The organism is Arthrobacter sp. efr-133-R2A-63, assembly GCF_030209795.1.
Classification (GTDB): domain Bacteria; phylum Actinomycetota; class Actinomycetes; order Actinomycetales; family Micrococcaceae; genus Arthrobacter; species Arthrobacter bambusae_A.
Window position 1 is genome coordinate 1 of record NZ_JARVRG010000035.1, and the last position, 15,376, is coordinate 15,376.

The window sequence follows — 15,376 nt, forward strand, 5'->3', positions numbered from 1 at the left end:
CCCTGCCCTGCCCAACCGTCATTACCCGCGTACGACGGGCGAAACTCACAGGTTAAAGCGAATCAACGGCGGACGGAGGGCAACGCGGTATGGTCACAGGTATCTACGTCAGTGCTGTCACACCGGAGTCCGGAAAATCGTTGGTGAGTCTTGGGCTGGCCGACACCCTGCACCGGCATGCAGATAGGGTCGGCTTCTTACGACCGATCGTGGAAGGCCCCGACGCCGGCCACGATCCCATGATTCTCCTGATTCGGGAAATGTATGGGCTCAATCCATCCCTTTGCCTGGGTGGAATCACACTCCCCGTGGCGCTTGGCTTGTTGGGCGCCGGACGAGGTGACGAGATATTCGGGGACGCCGTCGTGGCGTACGGCCAGATCGCGAAGCAGTGTGATGTGGTGATCGTCGAGGGTTCAGGCCTCAGGGGCCACGACGCGGCCGCTGAATTCGACCTGAATGCCAGGCTTGCCAACAATCTGGGATTGCCAGTGCTGGCGGTGGTCGGCGCAAAGGGGCTGTCTTCCGAAGAAACTGCCGATGCCGTCGATGTGGCGCGCAAGGAGCTTGCTTCCATGCATTGCTCCCTTCTATCCGTCATGGTCAACCGGGCCGACGCCAGCACGGTCGGCGACATCCATGCCGCATTGCGGCCGGGAGTCAGCAGACGTCCTGTCTACGTCATTCCGGAAATAGCAGAGATATCGCGGCCGACGGTGGGAGACATTTCGGCCGCGCTTCGCTTGAGCCACGCGGGCGGCAGCACAGAGCTTGACCGCGACGTCGGCCGGGTCACCGTGGCCGCAATGACCGTAGGCAATTTCCTGAGTGGGCTCGGTACGGGGGACCTGGTGATTGTTCCCGGAGACCGGGCAGATGTGATGGTTGCTTGCTTGGCGTCTGCCTTGTCGCCCCAATTCCCCACCCCGAGTGCCATGATCCTGACCGAGGGGTTGGACGCGGATGCCCATGTCCGTCCACTGCTCAACCATGCACCGTTTCCGGTATTCACCAGCGAAGAAGGTACGTACACCGCGGCCCATTTGACCGCGGGCGTGCGCAGCGAAATACACGCCGGCCAGCACCGCAAGGTGGCGGCCGCACTCGGCGCATGGGCGCGCTGCGTTGACGAGCGGGAAGTTCTGGAAAGATTGTCCTTGCCAAGGCCAACCACCGTCACGCCTTTGCGCTTTCTGCACGAACTCATCGAGCGTGCCCGGGTACAGAAGCGGCGGATCGTCCTCACGGAGGGAGAAGACGCCAGGGTGCTCCGCGCCGCTGAGCTCCTGCACCGGAGGGATGTCTGTGAACTGATCATCCTGGGGAACAAGGCCGCCGTCGATGGGTTGGCCGCAGCTCAGGGGATCGACCTTGACGGGCTGGTTGTTGTGGATCCGGCAACGTCGAACTTGCGCGAGCGTTATGCAGCGGAATACCAACGGCTACGGGCGCACAAGGGAATGGTCTTGGCGCGGGCGCGGGAAATCATGCTGGAGGGAGCCTATTTTGGCACCATGATGGTTCAACTGGGCGAAGCGGACGGGATGGTTTCCGGAGCGTCCCACACCACGGCGAATACCATCCGTCCGGCCCTGGAGTTCGTGAAGACCCGGGATGGTGTGCGCACGGTGTCATCGGTGTTCTTCATGCTCTTCCCCGACCGCGTCCTCGTGTATGGCGACTGTGCCGTCATCCCTGAGCCGACGGAGTGGCAGCTTGCCGATATCGCGATTGCATCCGCAGACACCGCCGCGCAGTTCGGCGTGGAGCCCAGGGTCGCCATGCTGTCCTACTCCACTGGAGGTTCGGGCACAGGCGGTGCGGTGGACAAGGTGCGCCGCGCGACCGCTTTGGTCAAGGCGGCCCGGCCGGAGCTTCCCGTTGAGGGCCCAATCCAATATGACGCCGCCGTGGATGCCGCAATTGCCAATTTCAAATTGCCCTCGTCCACCGTTGCCGGCCAAGCGACGGTGTTCATCTTCCCCGACCTGAATACCGGCAACAACACGTACAAGGCTGTTGAGCAGTCGTCGGGGGCGGTCGCGGTCGGGCCCATCCTGCAAGGCCTCCGCAAGCCGATAAACGATCTCTCCAGGGGTTTCAACGGTGGAAGACATCATCAACACTGTTGCCATCACTGCCGTACAGTCCCAAGTTGCCGCCCCCCTGGCACGAGACCAGGCTTGACGCAGCCTGTCAACGCGACGGGGCACTGCCTACGCGCACGCTCGTCCGGCCACGGTGAGGGCTACCCTTCCTCAGGCGGGGTGACCGTTCCTGCAGTGTCGCCGCCGTCGATGACGAACTCGGCTCCGGTGACGAACGAAGACTCATTCGAAGCCAGGTACAGGACGAGGTCCGCGACTTCCCCCGGATGACCCATCCGGCTGAGCGCCACGTGGCTCATGTCCATTGGCATGTCGGCCGTCATCGGGGTGGAGATGACTCCGGGATGGACAGAGTTCACCCTGATGCCGTGGCGCCCCAGATCCAGCGCGGCGCTCTTGGTCAGTCCGCGCACGCCGAACTTCGAGGCAGTGTACCCGGGGATCTGCTCATAACCCCGGATCCCGGCAATCGAGGAAATGTTGATGATCGAGCCGCCCTTGGACTGCCGCAGGGCCGGGATCGCGGCCTTGATTCCTTTGAACGTGCCGGTCAGGTTGACGCCGATGACGTTGTCCCACTGCTCCAGGGTGTAGTCCTCGATGGAGGCGAAGTTCACGATCCCGGCATTGTTCACCAGGATATTCAGGCCTCCGAAGGTTTCGACGGCGGCGCTCACCGCTGCCTCCCAGTCCTGCGGGCTGGTCACGTCGAGATGGACGTAGAGCGCGCTCGAGCCCATGCGCTCCGCGGTTTCCTTTCCCTCTTCGTCCAGGATGTCGCCGATGACAACTTTTGCACCTTCACCGTGCAGCCGGGAGGCCACAGCGGCTCCAATACCGCGTGCGCCTCCGCTGACCAGCGCAACCTTGTCGATGACCCGTTCCATGTGATGCTCCTTCAGTGTGACGGCGAGGACTCCAAGCAAGCTCAGGCTCGACTCTTGATCGCTTTGATCTAAGACTGGGCCCGCGCATCGGTCCTCGACAGGGCCGAAAGTCACAGGCCCGTCACCAGAATCAATCCGCTGCGGCAGTGACTTCCTTCTCCAGGCGTTCGACGTCGTGCCGGTGGCACAGTTCCGTAGCGGGGGTCATCGCGGCCGCGCTTCCCGCCGCGACAGCCGAGCTGAAGGCCGCCTCAACAGGGTGCCCCTGCGCCAACCGCAGCACGAACGCTCCAAGGAAACTGTCACCGGCTCCGACGGTGCTGAGCACCTGCACTGGCGGCGCCTGCAAACGGGTTACGCCCTTTTTGGAAGCCAGCACGGCTCCGGCGTCGCCAAGGGTCAGCGCAACATATTCCGCACATCCGTCGGCAACGAGTGCCAAGGCGGCATCGACCTGGCTTTCTTCACTCTGAAGCAGTGCTCCGAAGTGTTCGCCCAGCTCGCGCCGACTGGGTTTGACGAGAAAGACACCCTCGGCAAGCGCTTTGGAGAGGGCCGGCCCCGAGCTGTCCACAACGCATCGTGCATCGCCTTTCCGCACGACGCGGGCAATCCGGGCATAGAAGTCCTCCGGAACTCCGGGCGGCAAGCTGCCGCTGGCCACCACGTATCCGCCAACCGGAACTGACCGGGCAACGACTTCCAGGCAGGTGCCCCATTCCCCTTCGCTGAGCTCCGCGCCTTGGAGTACGAAACGGAATTGGTTCCCGGTCGAATCCTCATCCACGGTGAAGTTCTGTCGGGTGTCCCCCTGGACCGGTATGACCACCGAAGGGATCCGCTCAGCTTCTATCAGCCGCCGGTATGCTTCCCCGGTGGGTCCGCCTGCACTGTATACAGCCAGAACATTGCCCCCGAGCCGTTGGATTACCCTGGCAACATTGATGCCCCCGCCACCGGGGTCGAGGCGGCTGCCGCCGCACCGGAGCTTATGACCGCTGTAGACCCGCTCAGTCGAAGTGCTGACGTCCAGTGCTGGGTTCACCGTGAGGGTAAGAATCGGCTTCGCACGCGTTGGCTGGGGGGCTTCCATAAGAGCAAGCATAGGAGCAGCGATTCCTTACAGGGGCGAACCAGGTTTTGCGATTCGGGCAATAATCTGATCCGTCCAAGCGTCAATGGCAGACCAATCCCGCAGGTCCCCGAAACGGCCGCCGGCGAGCCGGAACATGAATCGGAGCGGCGCCGGCATCTGCGTGGCCCTGTAGACACCGGAGAAGACCTTGTGTCCGCGCAGCGGGACTCTCTCGGACAGGACTCTTCCGAGCCGCTCCTGTTGTATCGCTGCACCGCGCTTACGAAACGGCTTTGGCAACGCGTCGGCCATCCCGACGCTGAAGGCCCAGACGGGTCGCTTGGCCAACTCAAGTTCATGGCGTGAGAGGAACAGCAAAGCCGGAGGCAGCCATGCCTGGTTGTGGATGGCGCTGCCGACCACAATGCCCTCATAGCGGGAGACGAACACCACCTCCTCCACGGACCGGCATTCGACGTCGCCGAGCGCAACCTCCATGTGACTGTGACAGGTTTGGATGGCCCCGGTAGGACGGATATATCCGGCCCCACTTCATGACTCGCCGGGCACCTTGTGACGGTTATTCGTGGCCCCACCTTCAACGTTGGATTCATCAATGGATGGATGCGGCAGAAGGCTGGTCTGGATGGAGTCGAGAGTGGAGTTGTTCGCACAGATCCGAAGAGACGCCCGGGTTGAGGGCCTGTCGGTTCGTGCACTGGCAGGCCGGCATGGGGTTCACCGAAGGACGGTGAGGCAGGCCCTGGAGTCCGCGGCCCCTCCGGAACGCAAACCACGGCGAGGGGTCTCCTGGCGGCTAGAGCCGTTCAAACCCGCGATCGATGCCATGCTGGTCGAGGACACCACAGCGCCGCGGAAGCAACGCCATACGGCTCGGAGGATTCTTGCCCGGCTCATCGAGGAGCATGGTGCCCAGGGGCTGTCGTATTCGACGGTGCGTGATTACGTGCGGGTCCGTCGGGCGCAGATCGATGTCGAAGCCGGTCGCCGGGTTGAAGTGTTCGTTCCGCAGGAACACGCCCCCGGCGCGGAGGCAGAAGTGGACTTCGGCGAAGTCTGGATCATGCTGAACGGGGTGAAGACGAAGTGTCACATGTTCATCTTCCGGTTGTCCCATTCCGGCAAGGCCATCCACCGGATTTACCCCACCCAGGCCCAGGAAGCGTTTCTGGAAGGCCATATCGAGGCGTTCAACGAGATCGGCGGGGTGCCGGTTAAACACATCCGCTGTGACAACCTCACCAGCGCCGTCCGGGCTGTGGTGTTCGGGCAGGGCCGGAAACGAACGGAGAACGACCGGTGGGTGTTGTTCCGCTCGTTCTACGGTTTTGATCCTTTCTACTGCCAGCCAGGTATTGCCGGGGCTCACGAGAAAGGCGGAGTCGAGGGCGAGGTGGGCTGGTTCCGCCGCAACCGGCTTACCCCGATGCCCGTCGCGAGATCCCTGGAGGAGCTCAACCACCGGATCCGGGCCTGGGAGGTCCAAGACGATCAGCGGCGGATCAATGACCGGATCCGCACCATCGGCCAGGACCTCGCCGCCGAGCGCCCGTTCCTGGCACCGTTGCCGGCCGAAGAGTTCGATCCCGGTCTGGTGCTGAACCCGAGGGTGGACCGGTCATCGATGATCACGGTGCGGATGGTGAAGTACTCCGTGCCCGCGCGGTTCATAGGCAGAAGAGTCCGGGTGTCCTTGCGGGCATCGGAGCTTGTAGTGTTCGACGGCCGCGCGGTGGCGGCCCGGCATCAGCGGATCATTGCCAAGGGCGCACAGTCGGTCCAGCTGGACCATTACCTGGAGGTCCTCAAAACCAAGCCCGGCGCTTTGCCTGGCTCCACCGCGTTGGCCCGGGCACGGGAGTCCGGTGCTTTCACCAGCGCCCATGAAGCCTTCTGGGCCGCCTCGCGCCGGGTCAATGGCGACGCCGAGGGAACCCGTGAACTGATCGACATCTTGCTGCTCCACCGTTCCATGGACGGAGCAGACATCGAGGCAGGGATCACCGCGGCATTGGGAGTGGGCGCGGTCAGCGCCGACGTCGTCGCTGTCGAAGCCCGCAGACACGCTACAAACGTTTCGGCGGGTGAGGGCGGTTCGGACCGTCATCACGGTGCTCATGACGAGGTAAATGTGCAACGGGTTGTCAGTCTCACCCAGCGGCGGCTCATGGACCCCGCCGCTGTTATTGCGGGGCTCCCGGAGGACGCTCGCCCTCTTCCTTCGGTGAGTGTTTATGACGAGCTGCTCGCCAAACGCAACAAACACCCGGACAACGCGTCGAAGGAGAACATCTCATGAGCCCCACCGCCCCTGCCGTCACCATCACCCCGACACTGCGCCGTCGCCGCGGCCTGACCGAACAAGCCGCGGTCGCGGCCGTGGACCAGGCCTGCCGTCGGCTGCGCCTGCCCACCGTCAGGGCGGTCCTGGACGAAGCCCTCACCGTCGCAGGGAAGGAACAACTCTCCTACCAGGGTTTCCTGGCCGAACTGCTGCTTGCCGAGTGCGACGACCGGGACCGGCGCTCCTCCATCCGCAGGGTCAAAGCAGCAAACTTTCCAAGGAACAAATGGCTCGGAGACTTCGATTTCGATGCCAACCCGAACATCAACCCCGCCACCATCCACACCCTCGCAACCGGGGACTGGATCCGCAAAGGCTCACCCCTGTGCCTGATCGGGGACTCCGGAACGGGCAAAACCCACCTGCTCATCGGGCTAGGCACCGCGGCCGCGGAACAGGGCTACCGGGTCAAATACACCCTCGCCACGAGGCTCGTGAACGAACTCGTTGAAGCCGCCGACGATAAAGTCCTGGCCAAAACCATCGCCCGCTACGGCCGCGTGGACCTGCTCTGTATCGACGAATTGGGCTATATGGAACTGGACCGCCGCGGCGCCGAACTCCTCTTCCAAGTCCTCACCGAACGCGAAGAAAAGAACTCCATCGCCATCGCCTCCAACGAGTCCTTCTCCGGCTGGACCAAAACCTTCACCGACCCGCGCCTCTGCGCCGCAATAGTGGACCGATTGACCTTTAACGGCGCCATCATCGAAACCGGCACCGACTCCTACCGGCTCGCCCACACCATCGCTCAACAGGCCGCCAGCTAATCGGGGTGCGGCCAATGTGGCCGTTGCCGCCAGAGGCCCTGCAGCGTAGATTCACAGCATGCCCGGGCTGCTGACCCGGTACCAAGCTGGATTGGGCTCTGTCCCATGGGGGTCGGTTAGTATGTCCGAAATTAATGAGAGCCTCGAACGTGCACGGGCAGCGGTGAGATTCGCCCTATCGCATCCGCCCAGCCGGCTGTTCGCGGTCTATACGCAGGAAGACGAGGCACGGCCAACAGAGCGTTTTGCCGGGCTGTTGCGCTTGTATCCGACGCTGGAACCGCTTCTTCCGAGAGACGGGAAGGAAGTTGTGTGCTCGCGTGAAGGTCTGGAACGGTTGGACGAGGCAATCAGAAACCGGTCTTATCCCGCCGGCGACGTTGATGACTTTTCACGTGACGTTGCGCTCTACTACGCGGACACAGTCCTGGCAGCATTCCCTGGTGCATTCTGGATCGTTGAACCAGGAAGACTCCCTAGGGTTCAAGTTCCGGGCGGGCATTACATTGACATGTTTCAAATTGCGGCCGACCGGATCCACGCCGCCGAGCCATTTCTCTGCAAAACCTATGACAGGGTTATTCAGATGCCGGAAGCCGGAGGCGGGTCCGCAAAGAACCCGGCCCCCGGCTCTGGAACTTAGTTGCCGCAGGCCCAGAAATACGTACCGTCGTACGCGGCAGCCGTGTACCTCGTACCCCCGGAGTACAACTCACCGGTAGTGCTTCCCGAGAAACCGCTGTTGTTTCCGGTTGTGCACGTGAAGGTAGCAGCCGACGTCAAGGAACTGACGTAATAGGCTGCGTTGCTGCCCTCGCCGACTTGGTCCCACCAACCCCAATATGTGTCGTACTTGTTCAGGATGGAATCCATCCCGATGTAGTAGACACTGTAAGTGCACGAGGTGAGCGCTGAGTGCACAGCGCTGCTGTAAGTGTTCGAGTGGTAATCGAAGTAAGTGATCACGTACCCCTTCGCTTGGGCGAGGAGAGGGGTCCACGCCGGCACGGTCGTGGGGACGGTCGGCGGCCGCAGAGTATCCGCCAACCGCATCCTCTCCCTCGCCGATCGCGGCGTACGCGCATCCACTATCCAGCTCCCCCGCACCATGCACAACCGCACCGTGCACAACAAGGGAGACGGCGGATTCGCCGGGTTCCTCACCCGGATGGCCCGCCAGACCGGTGTGGCAAGCTACCCGGGCGACGGCGACCAGCGCTGGCCGGCCGTGCATGCCCTCGACGCCGCCGTGCTCTTCAGGCTCGCGCTTGAGAAGGCACTCGGCGGCACGGCGTGGCACGCCGTCGCGGATGAGGGCGATTCAGTACGCGGCATCGTCACCGTAATCGGGCGGCGGCCCTAGCTTCCAATCGAATCGCTGCCGGCTGAGCACTTTGGCCCCCCTCGGTGCAATCTTCGTGGTCGACCAGCCAGCGTCAAGCATCCGCACCCGCACCGAGCTCTGCTGGTCAGTCGTTTGCCCGTGTTTCTTATCGAAGATGTGAAGTGTGGTCGTTGCCGCGCATTCGAACGGCGACGACTAAGCCGGAGGCTGCGGTAAGCGCGGCCACGGTGGCGATGGCTGCGGGAACCCCATACTCGTCCGCGAGGAGACCGGCCAGGAGCGCCCCAATGGCGAACCCGCCGTCGCGCCAGAGCCGGTAGACCCCGACCGAGCGGGCACGCCAGGCGGGGTGTGAGACGTCTCCGATTGCAGCCAGGAGTGCGGGATAGACCATTGCCGTTCCAAGTCCCAGGAGGATTCCTCCGACGAGCCAGGGTCCGAAGCTGTGCGCTGCGGCGACTATCCCGAGTCCCGCGGACTGCACGAGCATGCCGGCCGCAATGAACCACTTGCGGCCCCACCGGTCCGAAGCCGCTCCGGTGAAGAGTTGCCCCGCGCCCCAGACCGCGGGATAGACGGCGGCCAGGATGCCTATCTGGTTCAGGCTTAGCCCGGAGCTGACGAACAAAACCGGGAAGAGGCCCCAGGCGAGGCCGTCGTTGAGGTTGTTCACTAGGCCAGCCTGGCTGGCTGCGGAGAGTGAGCGGTCCTTGAAGCTGGTGAGCGTGAAGACCTCCCGCGTGCTGAGGCCGGCGTGCGCATCGGCGTGAGCGGTGACGTGCTGGGAGGCTTCAGTCCTGGCGTGGTGGTGGGTTTCGCTCACGGTCAGGACAGACAGTCCCAAACCGAGGGCGATGTATGCAGCTCCGAGGAGGAAGGGGCCGGGCCGGAGACCGTACGCGGAGGCGATGTACCCGGTCGCGAGGGCAGTGACGGCGACCCCGAGGTAGCCCGCCGCTTCGTTCAGGCCCATGGCGAGGCCGCGTTGCTTCGGTCCGACGAGGTCCATCTTCATGATCACTGCCGTGGACCAGGTCAGGCCTTGGCTGACGCCTAGGAACACATTCGCCGCGACAATCCAACCCCAGGACGGCCCGAAGATGAGCATGACCGGCACGGGGATTGCCACAAGCCATCCGGCGACGAGGACGGGCTTGCGGCCATAGCGGTCTGAGAGGGTTCCGGCGAAGTAGTTCGTCGCGGCCTTGGACAGACCGAACGCGAGAATGTACGTCAGCGCACTTGTATAGAGGTCCAGGTGGAATGTCCGGGAAGCGAGCAGGGGCAGGACAGTGCGTTCCTGCCCGAGCGTGCCGCCCACCAGGGCGTTAACTGCCACCAGCAGCATGAACTGGGCCAGGTTCTGCCGAAGACCCAGCATGGTTCCTGTGGATCCTGGGTTGTGGCTCGGCGGTCTACTTCCCGGCATTCGGGGTGCTCCGTTCATGATGGGGTCGAAGAAATGCCCGGGCGCGTGGGGGACGCGCCCGGGCTGGATGTCCGGGCCGGAGGGGGGACCTGCCCGGACTGTTGGGGTTACTTTCCTGCGACGGCGTTCTGCTGCGTCTGATGCCACATCGTCCAGGCTGCATAGCTGCCGTCGAGTTCGACGACGTCGTAGCCGGCGCGGCGCAGGGCGCTCGCGGCAACGGAGTTCCGGACACCGGACTGGCAGTAGCTCACGATGGTGCCTTCGGCGGGGAGCTGGTCCAGGTGCCACATGACCCTGCCGCCGCTGAGCTGGTGCGAGCCGGGGATGTGTCCGGCGGTGTGCTCGGTACGGTTGCGGACATCCAGCACCATGAAAGCGTCGAAGCCGTCGAGTTCCTCGGGCTGGATCAACTTCGGGGTGCTCGCGGGCAGCCCGTTGATGCCGGTGAGGTAGCCGGCGACGTTGTCGATGCCGACGCGTACCAAGTGGTCCCACATATCCTGGGCCTGCTCATGGTCTGCTGCCAGCAGCACCAGCGGGTTCTTGTCCGTCTCAGGGTTCACCACCCATGCGCCGAAGCTTGCCATTGACTTGCCGGCGGGGACGTTCAGCGAGCGGGCAACGGTTCCCTGGTGGACCGCAGTGTTGGAGCGGGTGTCGATGAAGGTCAAGGTGTCTTCTTCCAGGCCTTCGGCGACGGTAGCGGTGTCGAGTTCCTTCAGCGGGGCTCGTTCGCCCATGACGGCCGGCCCTACCCGGTTCTCACGCTTCATCCGCCCGAAGTAGGCGTGTGCGTCCGGTTGTCCGTCCAGGAGTTCGTTGATGAAGCCCTGCTCGTCGTCCGCGGCAAGGTAGGGGCCCCACCAGGAGTAGAGCCGCTCGTAGCCCACCGTGGTAGAGGGAATGGCACCGAGGGCCTTGCCGCAGGCACTGCCGGCGCCGTGGGCCGGGTGGACCTGGACGTAGTCCGGCAAGGTCAGGAACTTGTCGCGCAGGCTGGCGAAGAGCTGTTTGGCGCCTTCGAAGCGTGTGTCCACCCCGCCGGCCGCCTCATCAAGCAGGTCCGGGCGGCCCAAGTCGCCGGAGAAAACAAAGTCACCCGACAGCAGGTAGCCGGGCTGGTCGCTGAACGCGCCGTCCGTCATGAGGAATGACAGATGCTCGGGGGTGTGGCCCGGAGTGTGCACCGCCTGGATGCTGATATTGCCCAAGGCGATAGTGTCGCCGTCGTACAGCCGATCGCCGTCGAATTCGTACTGCCAGTCCGGCCCGCCCGCGCCGGAGACGTAGATCTTTGCCCCGGTCGCTGCGGCAAGTTCGCGGGTGCCGGAAAGGTAGTCGGCGTGGATGTGGGTTTCGGTGACGGCCACGATCTTCATGCCGTTCTTCTCGGCGAGATCCTGGTACACCGCGATGTCGCGGCGGCCGTCGACAACAATGGCTTCCCCCTTGGCCTGGCAGCCGATCAGGTAGCTGGCCTGGGCGAGGTCTTCATCGTAAATGCGCTCGATAAGCATCTGGCGCTCTCCTTCGGGTAGGGGTGGAGGGATATTTTTTCGGTGTGCTCGTAGCGGGGTATCCCCCGGCAATCCGTGCGTGCGTCAGGCCTGCTGCCGGGCATCATCAGCCCGGAGTTTGACCATGTCCAGGTTCTTTACGGCCTGGATGATCTCTTCCAGGCCGGTCGCGTTCAGGGCTCCGGGCTGGGAGAAGACCAGGGTCTTATCCTTGAAGGCCATCAGCGTGGGGATCGAAGTGATACCCGCAGCTGCGGCAAATCCCTGTTCGGCTTCCGTGTCGACCTTGGCGAAGGTGATGTCCGGGTGCCGTTCTGCAGCGTTCCCGTAGGTGGGTGCGAACATGCGGCAGGGACCGCACCATGCCGCCCAGAAGTCAACGAAGACGATCTCGTTGCTCTCCAGGGTCTCGGCGAAGCTCTGTTCGGTGACGTCGATGGTTGCCATGATGATTCGTATCCTTTCGGGTGGTGGGTGGTTGGATTCGGGCAGGGCTCAGGTGGTGGGGAGTCCGGCGCTGGTCCAGGCGATCATGCCGCCGGCCATGGTGTCTGCCGAAAAGCCGGCACCGTTGGGGGCGTCGGCCACGGCGGCGGAGCGGTTGCCGCTGCGGCAGACCGCGATGACCGGGATTGCCGGGTCCAGTTCGGACAGGCGTGCCTGCAACTGGCCCATGGGGATGTGCAGGGCGCCGGGAATCATGCCTTCGGCGACTTCGAAGTCCTCGCGGACATCGACGATGCGGGCGGTGGTGCGGCGCTGATCGGCTTCGGTGATGGTGATTTCAGCCATGGGGTTCTCCTTCGAAGTATTGGGCGTTTCTGTTAGCGGACGGGTTCGCCGGCCTTGCGCCAGGCCGCCATGCCGCCGCGCAGCGAGTAGGCGTCGTACCCTTTCGGGGCGAGCAACCGGGCCGCGGAGGCGGACCGTACCCCGGAGGCGCAGACGGCGATGACGGGCCGGGCCTTTTGAATCCCCGCCTGGCTGGCCTGCAGCCGGTCCAGGGGGACGTGCTTGGCCTGGGGCGCTCGTCCGGAGCGCCATTCCTGGGCGGACCTGACGTCGATCAGGGTGGCACCCGAGGCCAGAAGTTCCTTGGCCTGGGCGACGCTTATGGTTCTGTAGGGCTTGTGGAATGCCTTCTTGAGGGAATCGATCAGTCCCATGGTGCTCTCCTATTGGGCGAGGTCAGGCGGTGACCGTACCGGCGGTGACCCACACCGCGACGGCGAAGATGAGTACCGCGAATGAGATGCGGATGTGCTTGTCCTTCAGGCGGCCGGCCAGCCTGGCGGCCACGAGGGAACCGAGGATGGCCGGGACCGCGAACGCCATGGTGGTGGCCCAGTCGATGGTGTAACCGGCAGCGTGGGCACTGAATCCGGCGGCGGAATTGATGACGATGATCGCCAGGGACGTACCGACGGCCTGCTTCATGCGCAGGCCCAGGAAGATCGTCAGTGCGGGGGTGATGAGGAAGCCTCCGCCCACCCCGAGCAGTCCGGTGAGGAAGCCCACGAGCAGCCCCACCCCCACCGCCTTTGGAGCGCAGGACCGAAAGGACCGGTGTGAGCCGGTGCTGCAGGATCCCTCGGTTTCGCGGGATCTGCCAAGCATTCGGATGCCCGCTGCCACCATGATCACGGCGAAGGCCAGCATCAGGATGTTCGGGTCCAGCAGCCGGCCTACGGCCGCACCGCCCCAGGCAGCCGGGATGCCGGCAGCCCCGACCAGCGCGATGACCGGCCAGTTCAGGCCTTCCCGGACCCGGGGCAGCAAGGCGGCCAGCGAGGACACCCCCACCACGAGCAGCGATGTGGGGATGGCCTGGGGGGGGCTCATGCCCACCCCATACACCAGGGCCGGAACCGCGATGATCGACCCGCCGCCGCCCACTACGCCCAGGACGATCCCGACGACGAGCCCCAGACCCAGGGCGGGAATCATGCCGCGGCGTCCTCTTCAACGGCCGGCGCGGGAAGCCGCAGGATGGCGTTTTCGCGGGTGGGCTCCGTGGCGGCCTTGTTCCACGGCATGGCCGAGAGGGCCTTGCCCATGGCGCACGTGTTGGTGGCGGCCGAGAACGTCAGGCCGGCTCCGATGGCCCCGGCCAGCATGCGCACCTTGGGAGAGACGAACCTGCCCCCGGCCAGTCCCAGCACCACCAAGGAACCGGCAGCGAGGCGGACCTGGCGTTCCAGGTCCCAGCGGTCGTTGCCCTTGACAACATCGCCGCCTGCGACAGCGAACCCGGGAACACCGCCCGTCAGGACGTAGGCGCCGTCGATCCCTGACTTGGCAAGGCGCTGGCGTGCCTGCTCGGCGCGGACGCCGGACTGGCACACCAGGACCACGCGGGAACCCAGCCGCGCGGCGAGCTCGTCCGTGTGCTCGGAAAGCAGCGCAAGCGGCACATTGTAGGAGCCGCGGATGTGCATGGACTCGAATTCAGCGGCGGAACGCACATCGATCACCACCAGGTCCTGGTGTTCCTTGAGCCAGGACTGGAGGTCTGCAGGGGCGAGCGAGGTAACGGCAGGGGGCGTGGAAGGGGAAGTCATTGCTGGCCTCTCAATAGGGAACGTGAATACCCCACCGAGTATCACAGATACCCCTGGGGGTAGTCAAAACACCCTAGGGGGTATATTATTAGTGCAAGCACCCCACTAATGGAGACCCCCATGGAACTGAACCCAACCGAACTCACGCCTGTGATCAACCGCCTCAAACGCGCACAGGGCCAACTCGCCGCCGTCACCCGCATGCTGGAGGAAGGCCGGGACTGCAAGGACGTCGTCACCCAGCTCGCAGCCGTATCCAAGGCCCTCGACCGCGCCGGGTTCGCCATCATCGCCACAGGCCTGGAGCAGTGCATCGTTCAGAAGGACGCAAGCATGGACAGGAAAGACCTGGAAAAGCTCTTCCTCTCCCTCGCTTGACCAACCCCGCCCTGAGGTCATCCAAGGAAAATCATGACGTTCACGCTCAGCACGACCATCGATCTTCCGTGGGCCGAAGCACTGGACCACACCCGGGACGCCCTGTCAGCCCAGGGGTTCGGAAACCTTACCGAAATCGACGCGCGTTCCACCTTTGAAGCCAAGCTTGGAGCCGAAGCCGCTGACGCTATGGGCGACTACACCATCCTTGGCGCTTGCAACCCGGCCCTGGCCAGCCGGGCCATCGCCGCAGAACCGGAAGTCGGCGCGTTACTGCCCTGCAACGTCGTTGTACGGCGCGGCAAAGACGCGGGAGTCACCACCATCGAAGCGATCGACCCGCAGGCCATGGTCCAGCTCAGCGCTGCGCCGGCCGTCAAAGTAATCGCCGACGACGCCGCCAATCGCCTGCGCAAAGCCCTCACCGCCTTGAGTAGCTAACTCACGCCATGCCCGCCGCCACGGTTCGGCTGGACTCGGTGTCCTCCGAGGACTATGACGCTGTTTTCTACCCCGGCGGCCACGGGCCGCTCTGGGATCTCGCCGAGGATCAGGACTCCATCCACCTGATCGAGGCGACTCTGCGTTCCGCAAAGCCTGTTGCGCTGGTCTGCCACGCCCCCGGCGTCCTGCGCCGTGCCCGCAATGAAGACGGCAGCCCACTTGTCAGCGGCCGGAAGGTCACCGGCTTCACTAACAGTGAAGAAGAGGCCGTGCAGCTGACCAACGTCGTGCCATTCCTGGTAGAGGACGAGCTGACTAAGTTGGGCGCTGAATACTCCAAGCGTGCCGACTGGGCATCATACGTCGTCGAGGACGGCCTGCTGATCACCGGTCAGAACCCGGAATCGTCGGCCCCAGCCGCCGACGCGCTGCTTGCCATGTTGCGCACCCTGACCGCATAAGCGGCAGTATCGACGGAATTTCCGCTCGCAGGC

General features: G+C 64.1%; 18 protein-coding genes and 1 pseudogene. 8 read left to right on the forward strand and 11 right to left on the reverse strand.

The window, feature by feature from the left end; all coding sequences use genetic code 11:
• Window positions 1–89 precede the first annotated feature (89 nt).
• Window positions 90–2,042 (forward strand): annotated as a pseudogene (pta, locus tag QRN45_RS18400) (phosphate acetyltransferase); the annotation flags it as partial.
• A gap of 206 nt (window positions 2,043–2,248) precedes the next feature.
• Here the strand turns inward: pta and QRN45_RS18405 are convergent.
• From QRN45_RS18405 to QRN45_RS18415, 3 genes are all read right to left on the reverse strand, one after another.
• A complete protein-coding gene (locus QRN45_RS18405) occupies window positions 2,249–2,995 on the reverse strand; it encodes a glucose 1-dehydrogenase (protein ID WP_264637855.1) in 747 nt (248 codons plus the stop codon).
• Between the two features lie 130 nt (window positions 2,996–3,125).
• Entirely contained in the window at window positions 3,126–4,100 is a 975-nt protein-coding gene (locus QRN45_RS18410; RefSeq protein ID WP_241708403.1) for a 1-phosphofructokinase family hexose kinase, read from the reverse strand.
• 15 nt (window positions 4,101–4,115) lie between these two features.
• Window positions 4,116–4,568: a flavodoxin domain-containing protein gene (locus QRN45_RS18415; protein ID WP_241708402.1), complete on the reverse strand. Its 453-nt coding sequence runs from the start codon at window positions 4,566–4,568 to the stop codon at window positions 4,116–4,118.
• Window positions 4,569–4,716: 148 nt separating this feature from the next.
• On the opposite strand from QRN45_RS18415, the gene istA reads away from it, so the two are divergent.
• The 3 genes from istA to QRN45_RS18430 all read left to right on the forward strand — a co-directional run bounded on the left by istA (window position 4,717) and on the right by QRN45_RS18430 (window position 7,848).
• Entirely contained in the window at window positions 4,717–6,390 is a 1,674-nt protein-coding gene (gene istA, locus QRN45_RS18420) for an IS21 family transposase (RefSeq protein ID WP_241708401.1), read from the forward strand.
• Window positions 6,387–7,205, forward strand: coding sequence for an IS21-like element helper ATPase IstB (gene istB, locus QRN45_RS18425; protein WP_241708400.1), 819 nt, complete (start codon window positions 6,387–6,389; stop codon window positions 7,203–7,205). The genes istA and istB overlap by 4 nt, the downstream gene beginning before the upstream one ends.
• Window positions 7,206–7,326: 121 nt before the next feature.
• Window positions 7,327–7,848, forward strand: coding sequence for a hypothetical protein (locus QRN45_RS18430; protein ID WP_241708399.1), 522 nt, complete (start codon window positions 7,327–7,329; stop codon window positions 7,846–7,848).
• On the opposite strand, the gene QRN45_RS18435 is transcribed toward QRN45_RS18430, so the two are convergent.
• Entirely contained in the window at window positions 7,845–8,171 is a 327-nt protein-coding gene (locus tag QRN45_RS18435; RefSeq protein ID WP_284764240.1) for a hypothetical protein, read from the reverse strand. The genes QRN45_RS18430 and QRN45_RS18435 overlap by 4 nt on opposite strands.
• Here QRN45_RS18435 and QRN45_RS18440 point away from each other — a divergent pair.
• Complete coding sequence (locus QRN45_RS18440) at window positions 8,164–8,568, forward strand: Rossmann-fold NAD(P)-binding domain-containing protein (RefSeq protein ID WP_284764241.1); 405 nt, start codon at window positions 8,164–8,166, stop codon at window positions 8,566–8,568. The genes QRN45_RS18435 and QRN45_RS18440 overlap by 8 nt on opposite strands.
• Before the next feature lie 127 nt (window positions 8,569–8,695).
• Here QRN45_RS18440 and QRN45_RS18445 read toward each other — a convergent pair whose 3' ends face one another.
• The 7 genes from QRN45_RS18445 to QRN45_RS18475 form a co-directional block, all read right to left on the reverse strand.
• Window positions 8,696–9,979, reverse strand: a complete 1,284-nt coding sequence (locus tag QRN45_RS18445) for an MFS transporter (RefSeq protein ID WP_502870733.1) — start codon at window positions 9,977–9,979, stop codon at window positions 8,696–8,698.
• Between the two features lie 107 nt (window positions 9,980–10,086).
• Entirely contained in the window at window positions 10,087–11,499 is a 1,413-nt protein-coding gene (locus tag QRN45_RS18450) for an MBL fold metallo-hydrolase (RefSeq protein ID WP_284764243.1), read from the reverse strand.
• A gap of 84 nt (window positions 11,500–11,583) precedes the next feature.
• Window positions 11,584–11,946 (reverse strand): thioredoxin, encoded by a 363-nt coding sequence (gene trxA / locus QRN45_RS18455; protein WP_241708379.1) that lies wholly within the window; start codon window positions 11,944–11,946, stop codon window positions 11,584–11,586.
• 48 nt (window positions 11,947–11,994) lie between these two features.
• On the reverse strand, window positions 11,995–12,291 hold the full coding sequence (locus QRN45_RS18460; protein ID WP_284764244.1) for a rhodanese-like domain-containing protein: 297 nt from the start codon (window positions 12,289–12,291) through the stop codon (window positions 11,995–11,997).
• A 32-nt stretch (window positions 12,292–12,323) separates the two neighbouring features.
• Window positions 12,324–12,665: a rhodanese-like domain-containing protein gene (locus QRN45_RS18465; protein WP_241708377.1), complete on the reverse strand. Its 342-nt coding sequence runs from the start codon at window positions 12,663–12,665 to the stop codon at window positions 12,324–12,326.
• Window positions 12,666–12,687: 22 nt separating this feature from the next.
• Complete coding sequence (locus tag QRN45_RS18470) at window positions 12,688–13,446, reverse strand: sulfite exporter TauE/SafE family protein (protein WP_284764245.1); 759 nt, start codon at window positions 13,444–13,446, stop codon at window positions 12,688–12,690.
• Complete coding sequence (locus tag QRN45_RS18475; RefSeq protein WP_284764246.1) at window positions 13,443–14,060, reverse strand: rhodanese-like domain-containing protein; 618 nt, start codon at window positions 14,058–14,060, stop codon at window positions 13,443–13,445. Before QRN45_RS18475 ends, QRN45_RS18470 begins: the two co-directional genes overlap by 4 nt.
• Before the next feature lie 120 nt (window positions 14,061–14,180).
• On the opposite strand from QRN45_RS18475, the gene QRN45_RS18480 reads away from it, so the two are divergent.
• The 3 genes from QRN45_RS18480 to QRN45_RS18490 are packed head-to-tail and all read left to right on the forward strand — an operon-like array spanning window position 14,181 to window position 15,343.
• Window positions 14,181–14,438 (forward strand): metal-sensitive transcriptional regulator, encoded by a 258-nt coding sequence (locus tag QRN45_RS18480; RefSeq protein WP_241708374.1) that lies wholly within the window; start codon window positions 14,181–14,183, stop codon window positions 14,436–14,438.
• A 33-nt stretch (window positions 14,439–14,471) separates the two neighbouring features.
• A complete protein-coding gene (locus QRN45_RS18485) occupies window positions 14,472–14,879 on the forward strand; it encodes a DUF302 domain-containing protein (protein WP_284764247.1) in 408 nt (135 codons plus the stop codon).
• Between the two features lie 8 nt (window positions 14,880–14,887).
• Window positions 14,888–15,343, forward strand: coding sequence for a type 1 glutamine amidotransferase domain-containing protein (locus QRN45_RS18490; RefSeq protein WP_284764248.1), 456 nt, complete (start codon window positions 14,888–14,890; stop codon window positions 15,341–15,343).
• Window positions 15,344–15,376: the final 33 nt, after the last annotated feature.